The sequence below is a fragment of the Spiroplasma sp. NBRC 100390 genome (assembly GCF_001886495.1).
Lineage (GTDB): Bacteria > Bacillota_I > Bacilli_A > Mycoplasmatales > Mycoplasmataceae > Spiroplasma.
Map to the genome: position 1 here is coordinate 550,221 of NZ_CP018022.1, position 20,352 is coordinate 570,572.

The following is a 20,352-nucleotide window of genomic DNA, read 5'->3' on the forward strand; positions in this document are numbered from 1 at the left end:
ACATGAGACAATATTCAAATTTAAATTTATTAAAACTTGTCGCTATTATATTTGTAATTGGTCAACATACAATTTCATCATTTTGATATAAAAATACTGTTTTTACGGCAGCAATTTATCCAATTTTATTTAACAATAATACATTATTTGCCTTATTAACTGGTTATTTCTTAATTAACGGAAATACTTTACGAAGCAAGTATTTGCAAATTTTACTTTATGGTTTACCATTATTATTAATCCATGGTTTAGGAGGAATGAATTATTCCTTACCCCCAAGTTTGGCTTTTCAAAATTTTATTCAGACAACATTTGATGATAGTTGATATTATTATTCAATTATTATTGTTTATGTGTTTGCCCCTTTTATTGCTCATTTTTACCAAACAAATAAGAATGGTAAGTATTGAGTAACAACATTATTTATTGTTTTTACAACAATTATTGTTTTAACTAACGTTTTAACTAAAATCAATAATAGTTTTAACTTAAGTTTTATGCCAAAAATGAGTTATGCTGGTTATTTTACCGATATGAGTTTTGTTAAATTATTTATTTGATTTCAAATTGGGGCGATGTTAAAAATTTATAATTTAACAGATTACACTAATTATAAATGGTGAAAATTAAGTGTTTACTTATTATTAATCCCAATTTGTTATGTTTTATCACATTATAGTTTTACAACAGGTAAAAGTGATTTTGAAAAAATCTGTGCAGCATTTAGTCTTGTTTGAACAACGTTATTTTCAATTGCATTATTTGGTTTGTTTGCTGCTGTACCATTTAAATGTCATTTTATTGATGTTGTCGCAGAAACAACATTAGTAACTTATTTATTACATAAATTACAAATTTATTGATTAGCACAGTATTGAACAGGATCATTTGCGATTCGAAATATTGTTGGATTAATTTTAATTCCAGTTGGCTTTATTTTTTGAAGTGGAATTGGATATTTATATAATCAAACAGTTGGAAAACAAATTAGCAAATTAGTTCGCGGATGAGATAATAAGTTTTTGAATAAAGTTTAGTTAAAGGAAAAAGGGAAATGCTTTTTTCTTAAAAAATTTATCATTAGATTGGAAACTTAATAATTTAACATTAAATTACTGAAGAAAATAATTATATTAACAAGTTATTAAAATAACTTGTTTTTTTGTTTTATATTTTTTCTCATTATTAAAATTATTTTTTCATAAAATCACCTAAGATGATTATACGAAACATGAGTGATAATTCCGCTTGCATAAATTTAATATTAATTTACAAAAAATTTGTAAAGTACATGAACTTACAAAAAGATGGAAAGAATTGCCATGTTTTGACAAAAAAATAAATTAAATTATGACATATCAAAAATATGTTAAGTTGATTTAAGGTTTTAGAAAGGTTTGAAATTTATGAAATTATTTGCAGACCATAAGATGGTTGCATATACCGACCAAATTGTTCAGAACTGAGAAGAGGGGGTTAAAGTTGCCTCGCAAATGTTAATTAATAATGGTTATGTTAATGAGGAATATATTAATAAAATTATTACTATTACAAATGAGCTTGGACAATATTATGTAATAGCACCCAAAATAGCACTATTGCATACTGCTCCCAATGAAAAAATGCGGCAAAATGCCATTAGTTTTACTTATTTTAAAAATCCAATTATTTTTAAACCAGAAGATCGTTATCATGTAAATTTTTGTTTAGCTTTAGTAGCAAAAGATAATTTTAGTCACATAAATATTCTACAAGCTGTTGCACAATTGTTTTCACAACAAGAATTCTTACACGAACTACAAACTTGTAATTCAAATAATGAACTGATGAAAGTACTGCAAAAATATGATAATTAGCAAGGAGGGATAAAATGAATAATGTTTTATCTTTAAGTACAGGAGATTATGTTTTAAATTTTTTTAAAGAATTTATTGGAACTCCAGCAATATTGATTGGATTATTTGCGCTTGTTGGTTGTTTATTACAACGAAAAAAATTTACTGAAACGATTACAGCAACAATTAAAACAACAATTGGATTTTTAATTATTGGTGGTGGTGCTGGTATTTTGGCAGGAGCAGTTGGCAAACTAGGAAATGCTTTTAATTTATTATTTGGGATTAATGGAATTATTGCTAATAATGATGTTATTCCGGGGTTATTCTTAAATGCATTACCAAGAATTGTTTTAGCTGGGTCATTAATTATGATTTGTGCAATGCTCTTAAATATCTTATTAGCCCGAATTACACAATATAAATATATTTATTTAACAGGTCATGTTTTATTTTACTTATCAGTGATGTTTGCTGGTGTTTTAAATTTGGCGGGGTTAAAATTGCCATTGCGATTACAATGTTCTTCTTATACTTAATTATTTACTTTACTGCTTGGGGTGCGAAAGGCTATGATGCCTTAGTTAATGCCAATGTCATTAGTGGTGGACAAGATGTTTTTGTGCAAGGACTATTACAATCATTTACTTTTGCCGCTGGAGTTGAAGTATTACTAATTGGAGTTAGAATGTTTATTGCTGAAATTGTTCCTTCTTTTAAAGGAATCTCACAGAAATTAGTTCCTAATGCCAAAGCAGTGTTGGATTGTCCAACAATGTTTCCTTATGCGCAAAATGCTGTCTTAATTGGCTTTATTTCATCATTTATTGGTGGAATTGTCGGGATGATAATTACGATTGGGATTGTTCACAGTATTGGGATTCAAGATCAAAGTATTATTGGTTGGGCGATTGTAATTCCAAGTATCATTCCCCATTTTTTTGTGGGAGCAACCGCGGAAGTTTTTGGTAATGCCCATGGTGGGATTTTAGGTGCTATTTTTGGACCATTCATTAATGGTATTTTAATGAGTTTTATTCCATTCTTATTCTTTGGACTAAAATATATGCAAACATTAACAAATTCTATTGGTAGTTTAAATGTTTTAACATGAGGAGACAGTGATTTCTTATTAGGATTGCCAATTGCGGCGTTAGGACAATTAGTTGGACGAAAAATTAGTTTATGATTGTTACCATTAATTGCTGTTCTGCTTTGGATATTATTTCCAATTATTAATTTAGTTACTTTTTTATCTCGTAAAAAAATAACATTAACAAAAGTTTATCTGTAATAAAAATCAACGAAGAAACAACAGAAAGCATTCCAAATGGTTTGTTATTTTTAAATAAAACAGTTAATGTGTCAGAACGAAATAAACTTGTTGCTGTTTGTGGGCAAGGTTTAGGTTCATCGCTTTTAATTGAAATAAATATTAAAAATATTATTGAAGAATTAAAATTGGACAATATTGAAGTTAATCATACAAATGTTAATTCTTTTGATTCAAATGATCAAAAAATTCTTGCTGTTATTTGTGGTTCAGATTTAGTTGATTCCGTTCATTATGAACCTAAAATTGTTTTAGATAATTTATTGAATAAAGATGAATTAAAATCTAAGTTAATTAAATTTTTGGAAGATTATGAATAGAAAGTTTTTATTAACACCTTCAATCTATTGTGCAGATACAGCTAATCTTCAAACAGAAATTAAAAAATTGCAAACTGTTGGGATTAATTGAATTCATTTTGATGTTATGGATGGTATTTTTGTGCAAAATTATGCTTTAGGACCAAAAATACTTAGTGATATTAAAAAACATTATTCAAATTTAACGATTGATGTTCATCTTATGGGTATTAATTTAGTTAATAAAATTTCTTTGTTTGTGGAAGCTGATTATATTACTTTTCATTGAAAAAGTGTTAAAAATAAACAAGAAGCTAATGAATTAATTACTATTATTAAGCAACAACAAAACAAAGTAGGGATTGCCTTAGATTTACAAAATGATATTTTTGAAATTAATGATTTGTTACCAATAATTGATTTAATTACCATAATGGCAATCAAGCCGGGTTTTACTGGTCAGAGGTTTGAACCAATAACATGAAAAAAGATTAGTAAAATTAAAATGTTAAAACAACAACATCCGCATTTATTATTTCAAATCGATGGGGGAGTACGATGAAATAATATTCAGCAACTAATTCTAAATGATGTTGATTTAATTGTTGTAGGTTCTTTATTATTTGATGAAGAAGAATATCAAACTGTTATTAATAAAATTAATAAATTAAAACTTTTGTAAAATAGGATTAATATTAATCCTATTTTTTAATCTAAAACTTAAAGATGGGATGAAGTCTAAATAAAAGAAGTGGTTAATAACGACAATGATGATCATTAAAATAAGCCTTTTAAACAGACTGACCAATATTATTAATTAGTAATCATACTATAAGGTTTTTTCATTAGTATGGTTTTTACAATTTACTTTTTCTAAAAAAAGAGTAAAATATATTTTGTATTTATCAAATTAGATAGAAAAATATATGAGGACTATGATGCTACAGCAATTAAAGAAATCAATTATATTAGCAGATATTTTAAGTTTTATCTTTGGATTCTTAGGTGTTACTTTTGGAATATTAAGTGTTTTAGCGTTGGAAACATTTTGAAGTATGGATAGTACTGTTCGTGATCGTCAGTCATTCGCTTTAACTGCCACAACAATTTGTTGTGATATTTTAAGTGTTTCAAGTGCAATGTTTGCTTATTATTATGGGGTAAAATTATATAAAAGGACCAAAAATGAAGATCGTGATGATAAACCAGAAGTATTAAAATGTGAGCGTTATTCGTTTTATTGCGATTTTTGAAGTTTTATGTTTGGGATTGTTGGATTAATTTTTGGGATTACTAGTTTTATAACATTATTTCCAAGTTGTTTAAATGAATATACATCATGATGAGCAACAATAACTTCCGTTTGTTTTGATAGTGTTTCATGTGCTTTTGTTGGTGTGGCAATGGGCTATTTTCGTAAAGGAATTAAATTGACATAATTTTATTTTCGAAACTACTTTCTTTTGATAATTATTTGGTTATAATTATGATAACTAAATTTAATGGGTCTATTTTATTTTTAAAAAATAATTATATAAAATGAGAAGGAAAAGTAAAATGTTAAGTAATCTTTCAAAGAAAATAAAATTTATCTGACTAGGAATTTTAACTGGAATTCTTAGCATTTTTTTAATATTAGGAATTGGTTTAACAGTTCCAGGAATGGGATTAGAATCTTTAAAATTTATTAATAGTTTAAAAACACAAATTCAACGTGCCTTTCCCCAAGGAAAGTTTGTTATAAATAGTAAAATTCAAATTTATAATACACTTGTTAATACCGTTTTAAAATCATCTTATGAAGCGGATATTTTATCGTCGTTAAATTTTTATGAAAATTCAAACCAAAATGAAGCAATTAAAAAAGAGTATTTAGCTTTTGCTGATAATTGATTTAATAATCAGTGGGGAACAACAATCAATAATCGAGAAAATATTGACTTATATGATGTTGGACTTGATTTAATTGAATTTGATAAGAGTGTAGCTGTTAAGTTTCATTCTTATGGTTATGTTAATACAGGAATTCAGTGAATGTTTAAAAGCGGAGGAATTAACCAAATGTTTAGTTCTGCTTTACAACACCACGCGCTTGTTCAACAAACAATTAATAATCAAAATAATTATAATCAAATGATTGATAGTACGGGACCTGATATTAATGGTCTAGTTGTTCATAAATCAATTGGAACATATCTTGTTAATAATAAAGTGTGATTTTTAAATATGCAATTAAAAAATTTAGCATATGGAATGACAGCACTGGGAGGTGATACTATTTTTGTTAATACTGCATTAACAGAAAAAGATATTATTGCTCCGATTACGGTTAATGATTTGTATCATCCAAATTTTGTTAGTGCTTTAGATACAACAAGAACCGGAACTGTTTTTATTTTAATGTGACCATTTTTACTAGCTGCAATATTACCAGTACTTGTGATTATCATTATTAAATTAAAAAAGGAGAAAATATAAATGAAAAAAATTTTTACATTGTTAACTGTTTTTACTTTAACAACAGTCAGTACAGTTACCGTAATTAGTTGTACAATTGTCCAAGATCGTCATCTTGATCCAGATGATGCATTATTATTGATTGGCAAAAATATTGATACATCCAAAGCGGTTGATGATGCAGAAAATAATTTACAATTTACAAATTATTATGTTTTAGGAGATAGTTTGAGTGATTCTCATGGCATTGAAAAACTGGTAAAAAACAACTTTAATGTTGATTTTAAACTAGGAACAGATGATGAAACCAACTTGGAGGATTATCAATATGGTAGTTTTAGCAATGGTAAAACTGCTGCTGTTTTACTAAATGATAAATTAGGTTTTAAAAACATTACACCAGGAATTCCTAATAATAATAGTTCTATCTTTGGTCGTAATTATGCGATTGGTGGAGCTACTGCGGCTGATGTTGGTGGAGCAGGAGGCATATTATTAAATAAAGTTACGATTGAAAAACAGGCTCAAGCTCTAGTTAGTCAACATAAATTACGTGGAACTGACTTAGTTTTTATGGAAATTGGTGGGAATGATTTATTTCAATTAGTTGATACTACTGATCCCCAAACAGAGTTAGCATTAATGGAACAAAGTGTTGAACGAGTTCAAGAAGCCTTATTTACTTTATTAAATAATGGGATTCGAAAAATTATTTTTTCTGATGCGCCAAACGTTAGTTTAGTACCACGATATGTTAATAGTGCTCCTAAACTAAAACAACGGGCAAATGATCTTTCAACAGAATTTCATTTCCGGGTTAAGAATGTGATTGAAGTAGCTAATCGCTATTATGATCATGCTGTTCGTGAATGAGGATTTTATGATAATTTACCAGTTTTAATGGAAGAATTTAAAGCTAAGCAGGCACAAGCAGAACTTAAGGTTAATTTTAATACCTTAGATATGGATTTTATGAATATTTTAGCAACAGGTCTTTTGAATGCGAAACGAAATGTTAATATCCCCGCGGATGCAAATATTAATAATTATTTCTTTTTTGATGATGTTCATCCAACTCGTGAAGTTCACCAGTTAGCAATGGAACATTATTATGCGATGGTAAAGGTGTGAACATAAGATGAAGAAGTTATTAGCATATTTAGGGACCATTTCGTTATTAACAACTTCAACGGTGCCAGTTGTTGCTTGTACAAATGATGAAATTATTAATTCAAATGTTTATCATTCACAAACTAGTTTGTTAGCTTTAAATAGTCAAATTGCTAAAGTTGCTTATATTAGTAATGAAAATAAGTATGATCTTAATTACTTAATGAATAATTTTGTTCAACCAATGTATTTAAAAGATTTACCACAACAACCTGATGAAATTGAAAATCTCCATGACTATAATCGTTATGCTGAATTGTTTAACCGTTATTATGATGAAAGTTATTTAAAAAATGATTTAACAACTAACTTAGTTTTAACAAATACTGTTAAACCTGAGAGTGCAAATAGCACAATCAATCAAATTGCATCATTGGGATCAACAGTTTTAGATATGATTGCGAAACAAGGTTTAGCGGGGGTTTTATCATTAGTTGTTGATGGAAACTTATTGTCAGAGTTTTTATCACCAACAATCTTAAGATTTGCAAATGATTTATTAAATCAAAATACGTTACTTGCCTTTCGTGATGCTTTCGATGATTCAATTTATAAAAATATGAATTATCAAGAGGTTTTAACTTCAGGGGTGATTGGTCTTATTAATGCTGTTAATGAATTAACCGGTCAAAAAGATCGATTTGATTATAAAGATAAAGAAAATCTGCAAGCAGATGCTACAAATTATCTTGATGCGTTAAATCAATTTGGAACAACAATTGTTGATGTAATGAATTGTAAAATTGGTTTTAAATTTAATATATTTAATAATTTAACAGCAATTAGTGAAGTTATTCGGTTTGTTCGGATTGTCTTAACTTATCTTGATCAATTTGATTCAGCAAAAAGTCCAACTTGAGCAGAAATCAATACTGTTCGAACAACAACTTATAAGTTAAATTCAAAAATTGATTTTAAAAAAATTCTTAATGATTTATTAGTTAGATTAACTAGTACTAATGGTGAAGGATTACGTAGTTTAATTGCAATTTTATTTCAAAGTTCTGAACATCATCAGATTAAATCAAATCCTTTCGCTAATCTTGGTTTTTTATCAAAGGAAGATTTGACTCCATCGGGACTATCAGCAATTGGAAAAGTTTTAATTAATAAATATATGCCGCTTGAAATACTTGGTTCTATTAAAGTTTATCTTGGTAATGTCGTATGAGATTTGATCAATACTATTTCAGCAAAAGAAACGTTAGATGATATGGTGGCGTTTTTAAACAATAAGTTAATAGCCGACAATCTTCCAGAGAGTATTAAACCAGTGATTGACAAAATCAAAACTGATCCTGTTGTAATTAAAGATTTATTTACAGCATTATATCAAGGTGACATTTTAGGTGATATTTTCAAAATGTTATTACCAGATTCACCGTTAACTAATGTTAAAAACTTAAAAGCAATGTTAAATGACCCGTTGCAAAACTGAATGCCAGCAAATCAGTTTACAAATATTATTGGCGAAAAAAGTATAGTTGAGGTTGTGACAGATTTAAATCAAACAATTACCACACCAACCTTTATTAATGCTCAAGATGTTTATCAGCTATTTGATAGTTTTTTAACCCCAACAACCAATAATTCCTATCTCTTAAAAGATGCCTTGTTAAATCCAGATGAGTTTTTTGCCATTTTAGGATTTAAGAACAACGTAATTGTTGATAAAACACCATTATCTTATTTAAAAGGTATTTTAGAAAACATTATGGGAATTAAAGAAGCATTTAAAGTAATAAATAAATATATTGATGATTTTAATGTTAATCAACAAAAATTAGCAGCAATAATCCAACAAACATTTGATGCTTTACAAGTAGGGGTATTATCACAAACAGTTGACAATGTTTTTGAATATGAAATTAATAATAAGATTATTAAGATTGTTGTTAAATTGCAACATGATAAGTATCTTATCAATGAAATTACAATGAATTAAAACATTTAAAAAGTTATTCTTTAAAGGAAAAGAATAACTTTTTTATTGAATTTGGTATAATGATAAAAGAAAGAAGTGAGGGTTTTTAATAATGGCTAAAAAAATTTTTGGAAAAAAAAAGAATCGTAACTTATTATTAAATTATTTTAAACCGTCAATTTATGTTCAAAATGTTAATAAGATTAATCTTGAATCATTAAAAAAACATGGGATTAAAGTTTTTATTTGTGATTTGGATAACACCTTAACACCATTTTATCGTGGTATTCCAAATGCAGATAATTTAAATTTAATTCAAAAGGTACAAGACTTGGGAATGACATTTGTGCTAGTTTCAAATAATGCCCGTAAACGAGTAGAACGATTTGCGTTAAAAGCAGGAATTGAACATTATTATTGGAATGCTAAAAAACCATTATTAAAATATTTTCGAATTATTTCACGACAATTTAATGTTAATCCTCACGAAATGATTATGGTTGGTGATCAGTTAATTACTGATGTTTTGTTTGCAAACCGTGCGCATATGGAAAGTATTTTGGTTGTTCCTGTAACTGGTGTTGATGAGTCAAATCGCTTTATTCGTTTATTAGAAAGTTTAGTTTACAAACGATTAGCACAAAAAAACATTTTACATAAAGGATTCTTTGATGAAGGAGAATATGGGTTAGATTATGATATCTTATAAGAAATGTCAGGGTTGTGGTGCTATTTTGCAAAATACTAAGCAAGGACAAATTGGTTATGTTGAAAATTTAACACAGGATTATTGCTATCGTTGTTTTCGTTTAACGCATTATAATGAATTAATTGATTATGATTTAAATGAAACTGATTTTTTAGCAAATCTTAATAATAACTATGATTTAACATACCATTATTTCTATGTTTTAGATGTCTATGATTTAGATGGTTCACGAAATTTAGAATTAGAGCAAATCTTACAAAATAATAAGGTAACATTAATTATTAACAAAATTGATTTAATTCAAAAGTTAATTAGTAATAATAAAATTCTTACTTTTGTTGAAGAACTTTTTACTAATTCGGTTTTATTGCCAAGGATTGAAAATATTATTTTAGTTAGTGCTTTAAAAAATTATTCATTAGATGAATTATATCGCTATATAAAACATCAAAGTGAGGATATTGTTTTTGTTGGTAGTTCAAATACGGGGAAGAGTACTTTACTAAATAGTTTAATTAAATTAACCAATTACCAACAAAAAATAACAGTTTCGAATAATGTTTCAACAACGCTTGGTAATATTGAGGTTAAATTAGGAACAAGACATAAAATTTATGATACTCCAGGAATTGTTAATAACCATACCATTATTTCTTATTTAGACCATAATGACAAAAAAATGATTACTAATAAATTAATAAAACCGATTACATTTCAATTAGATTCTGAGCAAACAATTTTTTATGAAGGCTTAGCAAGTTTTTCTTTTTTAAAAGGATTAAAAACAAGTTTTCATTTTTATAAAAATAATAATATTAAGTTACATCGCACAAAATTAATAAATAAAGACCATTATTTTAATCAGCATTTAATGCAAGCCTCTTTAAGATTAAAAGATTATCATCTGTGAAGAGAACAAACAATCATTATTGAAGAACCCGGGGACTATTCGTTATTGATTGCCGGATTAGGGTGAATTACTTTTAAAGGTAGCCCAGGACAAGAAATAATGGTTGGAACAAATCAAAACATTAAAATTAATTTACGAAAACGGTTTATTTAGTTTTATAATTAAAGGTAGATAGTTAGAAAGGAAGAAGGTTATATGAATCTTTTTAAAAAATATCCTTATGTTATTACTGATTTAGATGGAACAATAGCCAATGAAGGTTATGCAATTAACGACGAAACTTATGAAGCTTTACAAACATATCAGTTAGTGAGTGATTATCATTTGTTTTTGGCATCAGGACGGTTAGATTTAATGGCTAAAGAGTATTTTGCAAAGTTAAAAGTCAAGACACCAATTATTTCTTGTAATGGTGCTTTAATTCGAGACCCTATTAGTAATGAAGTCTTATACCAACAAACCTTACCACAAGATTTAGCAATTGAAATTATTATGAAAGCATTAGAACATGATATTGATCATATTGTTTATACTGCAAATATGATTTATGGTCATCCGCATTCAAAACGAATTGCTTTGATGATGAAATATAATGAACAATTAATTGATGAGAGTTATCGAATTCCATTAGATACTGAAACAAATTATCTGACATTATTAAAAAATAATGATATTCAAGCTTTAAAGATTTTGTTTCCCTTTACTTCGCAGGCTGAATTAGACCGTGTTCAAGCTATTAATGAACCATTTAAAGATCAAGTTGAAGGAGTATTTTCACAAAAGGACTTATTTGATATTCAATCTTTAGATATTAATAAAGGAAATTCTTTTAAGAAATTATGTGAATTAAAAGGGTATGATCCACATCAATTTATCTTTTATGGTGATAATTATAATGACCTTGAACTTGCTAAAAGTGTTGGTTATACAGTGGCAATGGGGAATAGTATCTTAGAATTAAAAAAAATTGCTAATGCAACAACAGTTTCTGTTGATGATAATGGTGTTAGAGAACATCTTTTTACCGAAGTTTTAACAAAGGATCAAATTGCTGAGTTTTTACCGCAGGTTAAAAATGTTTTTAAATAAACATTTTTTATTTTGTTTAATGTTTATTTAGTAAGAATTAATAGAAAATGTTAAATAAAATTAAGCAATTTTTTAAAAAGAAAAGATTTTAATAATAGTATGAGTAATTTATAATTGAAGTTATTTTTGCAATTCCAAAAAGAGAGTGTCTTCAAGAATGCCATTATGTAGTTGATAATTTTTAATCAACTTTATGGGGGCAAAATTACAAGCTTTATAACATTTAATTGCTATTATATTTTTCGAGAGCGGATCAACAATTAGTTTGTTATAAACTATATTATTAAGGAATAAATATTCAATAAATGAGAGAATTACTTTTTTCCCTAATCCTTGGTTTTGATATTTTTTTGATAAAAATAAATCAAAACCAATTACTAATGATGCTCTATTATAATTTAGAATATTTTTGGTCTTTTGATCTAATTGATAAAATTGTAAGTATCCAATTTTTTTATTTTCTAAAGCAATACATAATGCAGTAATATTTTTATCTACTATTTTTGCTTTAAATTTAGTTTTAATTTTATGATATGTAAAATTTGTATCTTCGCCCTCATAAAATTTTAAAATTTCAGGTTCATTTAATCATTTTTTAAGTTTTAGATAATGTGATGTTTTATTTTTCAAGTGAATAAATTTAATCATAATTTGTGACCAATCCTTTTTTAACTTACATTAATTATAAAATGTTTTTAAATCTTTTATAATTTTTTTATTTAATTTGTTTTTGCAAAGCAGAATATTAAAAAGTTCGTTTTTGAGGGTAAAGTTTAAACCATATGGTTCACCCTGGAATTAGTTTTACATTAATGAAATAAAATAAGAAATTATGTTATAATGCTTCTACAAAGATATTTTATCTTTGTTATGATAGCACCATATATTGCTAACTAACACTTTATTAAATTACAAATTATGACAATAATAATAATTTCAGAAAGGAAGAAAAAATAATGAAAAAATTATTCAGTTTATTAAGCGCCTTAACAATAACAGGAACTAGTATGCCAAGTTTAGTTAGTTGCAAAATATTTGACACTAATAATGAAGCAAGTTATAAACAATCAACAATAATAAAACAAAAAAATGAATTATTAACAAGTGATGAAATTAGAAAGCGTGAAAATCGAAATTTACGACATTCTGAATTTAAACCAACCGGATATTTTTTAAAGAAAGATTCAAGATACAAAATTATTTTAAATCGTAGAGTTACTGATGATGAAGCAAAAAATGTTAAATTATCAATTGGTCAATGAGGAAAATATGCAAATGCTATGTTACAACAAGATGATAATACTTTCTCAGAATATCAAATATCATCTAATAGTCAAGAAATTTCATTTATAACCAAAAATTCTGGGGTTCTTTATGTTGCTGATAACAATCAAACTAATTTACAAATAGTTAATGTAGCAGGAGATAATCCAGAGGATGTTATCAAAATCCCAACTTTTAAAGTAAATGAAACAAATGAAAAAGAATTTGAAAAAGAAACTAAAACAACAAATTCTCCTTTTGTGGAGTTTGTTTCAAAACATTATTTTGCAACAATGCAAACAGATATAATAAAAAAAATAATTAATGGTCCTAAAGAATCGGGTTGATGAGATGCATTTTTAAACAACTGGGATCATGGATGAAATATGACAAATAAATTTTGAGGTTTAAGTGAAGAAGCTACAGATATTAATCATAAATATTCTCAATACATTCATATTGCCAATGCTGATGATGGTGCTGGTTATGCTAATGCCACAGATGGACGTGTTATGTTTCCTAATAGCACTAATGCTGGTGATGATTTATTTCATCAAACCAGAGACCAAGGAGCATTATGACACGAAAGTGCTCACACTTATACAGCGGCACAATATACCTTTTCAAATACTGGTGAAACTCGAGCTGAAGTTAGTAAAGTTTATGTTCAACAATCTTTAAGAGTTAAACCAAAAGTTTTTGAATTTCGAGATGTTGTAACAAAATATTTGAATCAACCTGATCAGGATAAACATTTCTTAGATATGAAAGAAGATTATGGAGATAATACATGAACTAAAGTGTCAATGTTTTGACAATTAAATATGGCATTTGGTAATAATTTTTATACTATAGTAAATCAAAAATATCGTAAAATAAATAATGGTCAAGATCCTGATGCAGATCCTCGCTTTGATAATGATGATAAAAAAGTACAAGGATTTATTAAATTAACTTCACAAGTAACAGGTTATAATTTAGCACCATTCTTTACAAAATGAGGATTATGAGTAACTGATGATACTTTAAATATAATTAAAGATTTAAAACCTTTAACAAAAGAAATTTGAAATAACATTGTTGATCCATCAACAGAAGAGAATCCAATTGTTCAAGAAGAAATTTAAATTTTAAGATAACAAATAATTCAAGTAATTATTTATGAGAATATCAGTGATATGATATTCTCTTTTTTATTTAACAGCAAGAATTAATTGGTAAAAGTTAAATGAACCGAAAAAGAAACAAATTTTGTCGGTTTAATCTTCACTAAATTCAAAAACTGTTATTAAATTAAGAGATTTGTTTTTACTTGTATTTACAATTTATAAATAAATAATTTTTTGCATATTTTATCAAATAGTTTGCAAATTACTTGATAAAATATGCCTATTAAATTTTTTACCCATGCTTTTTTCCTTTTCTGTTAAGATTAAAAACATAGATTATAAAATAATCTAATTATGAAAGAGGGTCTATAAATGAAGAAATTATTAACTTTTTTAGTATACTTACACTAACATCAATGCCAGTTAGTAATATTGTTGGATGTAGACAACAAACAAATGAAGAAGAAGCATCACCAGAAAAAGCAATTGCTGCATCAGTTAACAATCTTTTAGATAAGGTCAAATATGATGTTTCTTCAAAGGGGTTTGTGTTTAAAGAAGGAGATGGATCTGTAAAATCACAGATTGAGATTTTAGAATTATGGTTAGGTCCTAAAAATCCTGATTTGGGTATTATAAAAGATGATTTATTTTTAATGGTGATGCCAATTCTAACTGTATCAGACCTAAACATGAAAAATAATAATCGATTATTTTTTTTCACAGATAAAAATGATATTACTTCAATTGATAATTTTAAAGCTGTAATAAATACTGGAGATAATAATCCTTTACAAGAACTGGAAAAATATTTTGAAAAAATGACAAATGTGAAATTAGACTTTTTTGATTATATTACTTCTAATCATTTAGTTGATGGCACAAATGGAGAAAAACATAATTTGTATTGAGCCGGACTTGGTGTTAAAATTACTGGTGATGTAAAAGGCAATTCTAAAAAATTAAAAGATATCTTTTATTCTTAATAAAGGTTACTTTGTCAAATGAAGTGCAACACTTATAAATCTTTAAATATAAAATTAGGAAATTTGAATCCTATTTTTTTCTTGGTCTGTTATTTAATGAGATAGTTGCTAATTCAATTTCTTTATTATCATATTCATTTAAATTACTATGTTTTGGAAATTACTGTCGTAATAATTTATTTGTATATTCAACAGAATTAAGTATAGAGATTGAATAAAGTAAGTGGTTGTTCAAAAACACATATTTTACAAGCATTTTATTGGGTCTTAAATGTTTTAAAAAAAATTGTTACTACAGTGTTATCAACAGATTATACATATGATATTTTCAAAAATAATACTGGAGCAGAATATGCAGAAGTCGATTTATCAGCAACAACAGAAAAAGACCAAGATATAAAAGTGATTATTAATTCAAAGGATGAAAAACAATGGAAATTAGAACAATTAAAGAAGAAGAAAAAGCAGAAACAAGAAAAATTATTTTTAAAGCATTTAATACTAACGACAAGAAAGATGTTATTGAACATATTTTGGTTGATAATTTAAGATTATTGCCAGAGTATGATCCTACCTTTGATGTTGTTGCTATTATTAACAATCAGATTGTTGGCCATGCTTTTTTAAGCACTGTTACAATCAATGATAATCATAAATTATTGGCATTAGCACCAATTGCTGTTCAAAAAGAATATCAAGGACAAAAGATTGGTACAAAATTAATTAAATTTTTAGAAGACAAAGCAACAACAAAAGGGTATCAAGCAATTTTTATTTTAGGAGATCCAAATTATTATTCAAAATTTAACTATGTTCCGGCTATTAATTATGCAATTAAAGCTCCTTTTGAAATTGAAGATAAATATTTTATGGTTAAAGAATTATATTTGAATAGTTTATCTAATACTACAGGAACCTTAAAATATTCTCCACCATTTCGAATTTAACACAAGATAGGGCATTTCCTTTATTTTAACTATTCAAAACTTTATATTTTAGAGGGTAGTTTTATTTTGAAATTTATGGTATAATTCATCAGTAAGTTAAATTAAATAACTAGGTTATATTTATAGGGGAGTAAGCGTATGAAAAAAGATATGATAATTTTATCAGCTGAGGACTTCTTGGATTTAGAGCCTGATGAAAATATTCGCAAAGTACGTCATGATGCAGAATATCAATTTGATTATGAAAGTTGAAAAACAGTTCTTTATTCATCGGGAAAATTAAAATTTATTTTGCGTTATGTGCAAGCAATTTTTCGTTGAATGAATGATGTAACTGATTTAACAGGTTTAACAATTAGCATTAGTGCTATTATTGTTGATAAGTTTAATTTTTCATTATTTAAAAATCAACAACACTTGTTTAATTGTAGTTTATCAACAAATTTTTATTTAATTTCTGAATCAGAGTGAGCTGAAAGAATTACTGAAGCACATGCTTCAAATTATGATTTAGTTAAAAACCAATTAGTCCATGATCCATTGGAAATGAATCATTGAGTAGGGGAAGAAGGTTTTGGAAAATTCATTAATATGTTATTAATGTTAATTCGTAATTCGGAGAAAATTGATTCGCTAACATTACCAATTCAATGAATAATTGAATTTAAAGATAATAATTTGACAATGTCACGAATGAGAATGCAAATTTCATCATTACAAAATCGAACTGCACCAGAAAATGATTTTATTGTTGATCGTACAAAAGAAACGATTGAAGATAAAAATTCGGAGGGTGAAACTGAACCATCAGGAGAGGAATCTAGAAAAACAGATAGTGATGATATTGCTTCATGAAATAAATATTATAAAGAAGATGTTTAATATCAAGAACAGGTTTAAGTTAATTTAAACCTGTTTTTGTTATTAAACCTTGCAAAATAATTATGTTTAATAAAAAATTTTCTAATTTTTAAATAAAAATGTTGTTTTTTCTTCTAAAATATTATTTAATAAAATTAGCAGTTAAAACACTGCAGAGGAGGACAAATATGAACAAATTACTAAGCATTTTGGGCCCAGCAATAATTGCATTATCGTCAGCAACAACAGTTAATGTAGTTAATAGTAATAGTACGATTGTATCAAATCATTCTTATCAAGCACAAGAAACTGAAGTATTTACTCATGAGTTTTCTATTCCGGTAGATGAAACAGATAATAGTAAACCTAAGATTGGTTCATTTGATGTAACTGAATCGTTAGTTTCTGTAATTGAGGAAATGAAAGCATTTGTTTTAGAAAATAATGCTATTGGTATTAAAATTACGTCATTCCAATCAGCATTTAAGTTATTAAATATTAGACCAATAATTTATCTTGATGATGTTAAAAATAAACAAATTCAAGATATTAATGCCGCTTTCATCTTTGCAATAAGTAATCCAGATGTAAAAATGCATCTGAAATTGGACATTATTGATGCTGGGTTTCATTCTTATTTTATGAAATTAAAAGGAGAAATAACTGATTCGCATGGAAATCTTACCCATAAGATTGATTTATCAACTTATCAAGATTTACAAACATATAGTGCACATCAACTTTTAGGTGGATATAGTAATATTATTACTTTAGGTTATGAGTCATTAGTAACCAATATTAATCATATTGATTCAGAATATAATTCAGGAATTGAAATAAAAAATTATGGTTTTTATTGATATGCTCATCAAGTTAAAACAGCATTTAGTTTTAAATTAGATAAAGATGGTAGCGGATATTATTATGATGCATTAAAATATCTGAATAAAACGCTTAAATTAGAAAATGATGATTTGTATGTTGAAAAAATCCAAGCCGCAATACACACTGATGGTAAAGTTACATTTGAACCTGGTGATGATTATGAAGACATGCACTTAGTTCTTAAAGATTACTTTTATGTCGTTTTAAAAGTATATGGTTTAGATGGTGAATTTAAAATGTTAGTTAAAAACATAATATTATAAATGTTAATTTAAACAAAAAGAAAAACTATTTTAAATAGTTTTTCTTTTTTTAATAATTAATACAAATTAGAGAGGAAAATTTACACAGCATTAATTCTAATTTTTTATCATAATAGCAACATTTAGTTGCATTTGTTATGATAAACTACCTTTTTTAAAGATATTAAATTTGCAGAAAATTTGCAAATCTAACATAAATTTGCAAAATGTGGAAAGAAATTGCAAAGTTTTAACAAAGAAATAAAATGAAATTATAACATATTAAAAATATGTTAAGTTGATTTAAGGTTTTAACAAGGTTTAATTAATTTTTATTAAATACTTGTAATTCAAACGATAAAGTTATGAAACAACAATAATTAGCAAGGAGGGATAAAATGAATAACTTTTTATCTTTAAGTACAGGAGATTATATTTTAAATTTTTTTAAAGAATTTATTGGAACTCCAGCAATATTGATTGGATTATTTGCGCTTGTTGGTTGTTTATTGCAACGAAAGAAATTTACTGAAACGATTTCAGCAACAATTAAAACAACAATTGGATTTTTAATTATTGGTGGTGGTGCTGGGATTTTAGCGGGAGCAGTTGGTAAACTAGGTAATGCTTTTAATTTATTATTTGGGATTAATGGAATTATTGCTAATAATGATGTTATTCCGGGGTTATTTTTAAATGCATTACCAAGAATTGTTTTAGCTGGATCATTAATTATGATTTGTGCAATGCTCTTAAATATCTTGTTAGCCCGCATTACACAATATAAATATATTTATTTAACAGGTCATGTTTTATTTTACTTATCAGTGATGTTTGCTAGTGTTTTAAATATTATTTTAAAACTAATAATATTTTTTTTGCAATTTAATTAAGAAACAGAGAGGAGATAAAAATGCGTAAAACATTAGTGATATTAGGAACCCTTGCAATGGCGGGTTCTACAATTTTACCTAACATTGCTACTAATTTGAATTCAAATCAAAAAAAATAGAAATGAATACATTAGCAGTTAATAAAAATCCAACATCAGAGGTACCGTCGATGCTTGAAAAAGTACAGTTTTTGTCAAATTTGAAAATAAAACTGGATGTAAATCGTGAAAATATTATATATTTTAAGGATCGCCTGGGGAATGTTTTTTATGAGGAAGAAAATAGTATTTATATGTTGAAACGGGATTGATTATCTTGACCAGTAAAACTTAAACAAATTACATCAAAAGTTAAAATAATAACAGCAGATAGTGCTAACAATGTTTATTTTGGAACAGAAACTGGGATATATAAACTAAGTGCTATTTTTAAAACAATAACTAAAATTAAAGAAATGAATCAGACAGTTAGTTCTCTTGCGTTTGATAAAAATAATAATATTTATGTTGGAACAAAATATAGTGTGTATTATTTAAATCAAGTAACAAACAGAATGACAAATATTTTTGAAGGTTGAGTTAATACGATATCAGCTAATCAAAATGGTGATCTATATATTGCTGCTGAAAATGGTGTTTATAAATTAGTTGCGGGAACAGAGAACGTTGTAGAATTGCCAAACCCTAGTCATTATAATGAAAATGAATTATCATTAAATTTTTCTAATAACAATAACAAACCTTTTAATAATGATTGAACTTCTGCATATTCAAGATTATCTAATTATAATTCTGCTATATATAAAACTTATAAGAATCAAAAAATAACATTAAAAGTATTATATACTTTTAATCTTGGCACAGTTAATCCATTAAATTATGAAAAATTTGAATTTATAGGAAATAATTCTGAATTTTATTCAAAAATAAGTTGAGGGAATGATCCCTTTACAGGGAGAAAACCGAATGAATTTAATGGGTCATTATTAAAAGACAAAATTTTAAATAGAAAGTTATCTTCTAATAATTTTATTGTTTTAAACAATGACAAGTTAAAAAAATGTCTTGAAATTCAAAATTTTAATCTTAATTATTCGTTATGAGGAAATAAAATTTGAGGAAAACAATTTATTATTTTAAGTTATTATTTTGAAAATGGAAATTATTATTTACAATTTTCAATTGGATATAATGTTTTAACAAAAGGAACGTACCAAGGCGGGGGTGGAATCTGAATGGGCTTTGGACATGGTCTTAGATTATATAACGATTGAAAAAATTCGAAAATGATAGATTTTATCTCTTTAGTATAGGTACATAAAAAGATATTGAAAAAGAGCAATTTTATTGCTTTTTTTATTTAACGAATATTCTAAATAATATTAGATTTTACCTTAAAATCTATCTTTAGAACAGGTTTATAGGCACCTAAACTTTTATT

The 20,352-nt window shown here is 26.4% G+C and carries 17 protein-coding genes and 2 pseudogenes; 18 read left to right on the top strand and 1 reads right to left on the bottom strand.

The window, feature by feature from the left end; translation table 4 throughout:
- The first annotated feature begins 2 nt into the window (after positions 1-2).
- The 11 genes and pseudogenes from S100390_RS02475 to S100390_RS02535 all read left to right on the top strand — a co-directional run bounded on the left by S100390_RS02475 (position 3) and on the right by S100390_RS02535 (position 11,726).
- A complete protein-coding gene (locus S100390_RS02475) occupies positions 3-1,037 on the top strand; it encodes an acyltransferase family protein (RefSeq protein WP_070406711.1) in 1,035 nt (344 codons plus the stop codon).
- 369 nt (positions 1,038-1,406) lie between these two features.
- On the top strand, positions 1,407-1,856 hold the full coding sequence (locus S100390_RS02480) for a PTS sugar transporter subunit IIA (RefSeq protein ID WP_070406712.1): 450 nt from the start codon (positions 1,407-1,409) through the stop codon (positions 1,854-1,856).
- Between the two features lie 14 nt (positions 1,857-1,870).
- A pseudogene (locus S100390_RS05670) lies at positions 1,871-3,488 on the top strand (PTS transporter subunit IIC).
- Positions 3,481-4,149 (top strand): ribulose-phosphate 3-epimerase, encoded by a 669-nt coding sequence (locus S100390_RS02500; protein ID WP_070406715.1) that lies wholly within the window; start codon positions 3,481-3,483, stop codon positions 4,147-4,149. The pseudogene S100390_RS05670 and the gene S100390_RS02500 overlap by 8 nt, the downstream one beginning before the upstream one ends.
- Positions 4,150-4,405: 256 nt before the next feature.
- Positions 4,406-4,906, top strand: coding sequence for a hypothetical protein (locus S100390_RS02505; RefSeq protein ID WP_070406716.1), 501 nt, complete (start codon positions 4,406-4,408; stop codon positions 4,904-4,906).
- Positions 4,907-5,024: 118 nt separating this feature from the next.
- The gene (locus S100390_RS02510; protein ID WP_070406717.1) at positions 5,025-5,945 is read left to right on the top strand and encodes a hypothetical protein; all 921 of its coding nucleotides are present in this window, start codon (positions 5,025-5,027) and stop codon (positions 5,943-5,945) included.
- Positions 5,946-7,061 carry an SGNH/GDSL hydrolase family protein gene (locus S100390_RS02515; RefSeq protein WP_070406718.1) on the top strand — a complete coding sequence of 372 codons (1,116 nt, stop codon included), beginning with the start codon at positions 5,946-5,948 and terminating at the stop codon, positions 7,059-7,061. It abuts the gene before it with no gap.
- 1 nt (position 7,062) lies between these two features.
- Entirely contained in the window at positions 7,063-9,039 is a 1,977-nt protein-coding gene (locus S100390_RS02520) for an MOLPALP family lipoprotein (RefSeq protein WP_070406719.1), read from the top strand.
- Positions 9,040-9,130: 91 nt separating this feature from the next.
- Positions 9,131-9,727, top strand: a complete 597-nt coding sequence (locus tag S100390_RS02525; protein WP_070406720.1) for a YqeG family HAD IIIA-type phosphatase — start codon at positions 9,131-9,133, stop codon at positions 9,725-9,727.
- Positions 9,714-10,790 (top strand): ribosome biogenesis GTPase YqeH, encoded by a 1,077-nt coding sequence (gene yqeH, locus S100390_RS02530; RefSeq protein ID WP_070406721.1) that lies wholly within the window; start codon positions 9,714-9,716, stop codon positions 10,788-10,790. The genes S100390_RS02525 and yqeH overlap by 14 nt, the downstream gene beginning before the upstream one ends.
- A 42-nt stretch (positions 10,791-10,832) precedes the next feature.
- The gene (locus tag S100390_RS02535) at positions 10,833-11,726 is read left to right on the top strand and encodes a Cof-type HAD-IIB family hydrolase (RefSeq protein WP_070406722.1); all 894 of its coding nucleotides are present in this window, start codon (positions 10,833-10,835) and stop codon (positions 11,724-11,726) included.
- Positions 11,727-11,846: 120 nt separating this feature from the next.
- Here the strand turns inward: S100390_RS02535 and S100390_RS02540 are convergent, their stop codons facing one another.
- Positions 11,847-12,374 (bottom strand): GNAT family N-acetyltransferase, encoded by a 528-nt coding sequence (locus tag S100390_RS02540; RefSeq protein WP_070406723.1) that lies wholly within the window; start codon positions 12,372-12,374, stop codon positions 11,847-11,849.
- 308 nt (positions 12,375-12,682) lie between these two features.
- Between S100390_RS02540 and S100390_RS02545 the strand changes: the two genes are divergently transcribed.
- The 7 genes and pseudogenes from S100390_RS02545 (at position 12,683) to S100390_RS02575 (ending at position 20,224) form a co-directional block, all read left to right on the top strand.
- A complete protein-coding gene (locus tag S100390_RS02545; RefSeq protein WP_070406724.1) occupies positions 12,683-14,116 on the top strand; it encodes a M60 family metallopeptidase in 1,434 nt (477 codons plus the stop codon).
- A 398-nt stretch (positions 14,117-14,514) separates the two neighbouring features.
- Positions 14,515-15,084: a hypothetical protein gene (locus S100390_RS02550; RefSeq protein WP_070406725.1), complete on the top strand. Its 570-nt coding sequence runs from the start codon at positions 14,515-14,517 to the stop codon at positions 15,082-15,084.
- Between the two features lie 431 nt (positions 15,085-15,515).
- A complete protein-coding gene (locus tag S100390_RS02555; protein ID WP_070406726.1) occupies positions 15,516-16,031 on the top strand; it encodes a GNAT family N-acetyltransferase in 516 nt (171 codons plus the stop codon).
- 138 nt (positions 16,032-16,169) lie between these two features.
- Positions 16,170-16,913 carry a hypothetical protein gene (locus S100390_RS02560; protein ID WP_070406727.1) on the top strand — a complete coding sequence of 248 codons (744 nt, stop codon included), beginning with the start codon at positions 16,170-16,172 and terminating at the stop codon, positions 16,911-16,913.
- A 167-nt stretch (positions 16,914-17,080) separates the two neighbouring features.
- Positions 17,081-18,040 carry a hypothetical protein gene (locus tag S100390_RS02565; RefSeq protein ID WP_070406728.1) on the top strand — a complete coding sequence of 320 codons (960 nt, stop codon included), beginning with the start codon at positions 17,081-17,083 and terminating at the stop codon, positions 18,038-18,040.
- Positions 18,041-18,417: 377 nt separating this feature from the next.
- Positions 18,418-18,873: pseudogene (locus tag S100390_RS02570) on the top strand (PTS transporter subunit IIC); the annotation flags it as partial.
- A gap of 160 nt (positions 18,874-19,033) precedes the next feature.
- Positions 19,034-20,224, top strand: coding sequence for a hypothetical protein (locus S100390_RS02575; protein WP_231918076.1), 1,191 nt, complete (start codon positions 19,034-19,036; stop codon positions 20,222-20,224).
- Positions 20,225-20,352: the final 128 nt, after the last annotated feature.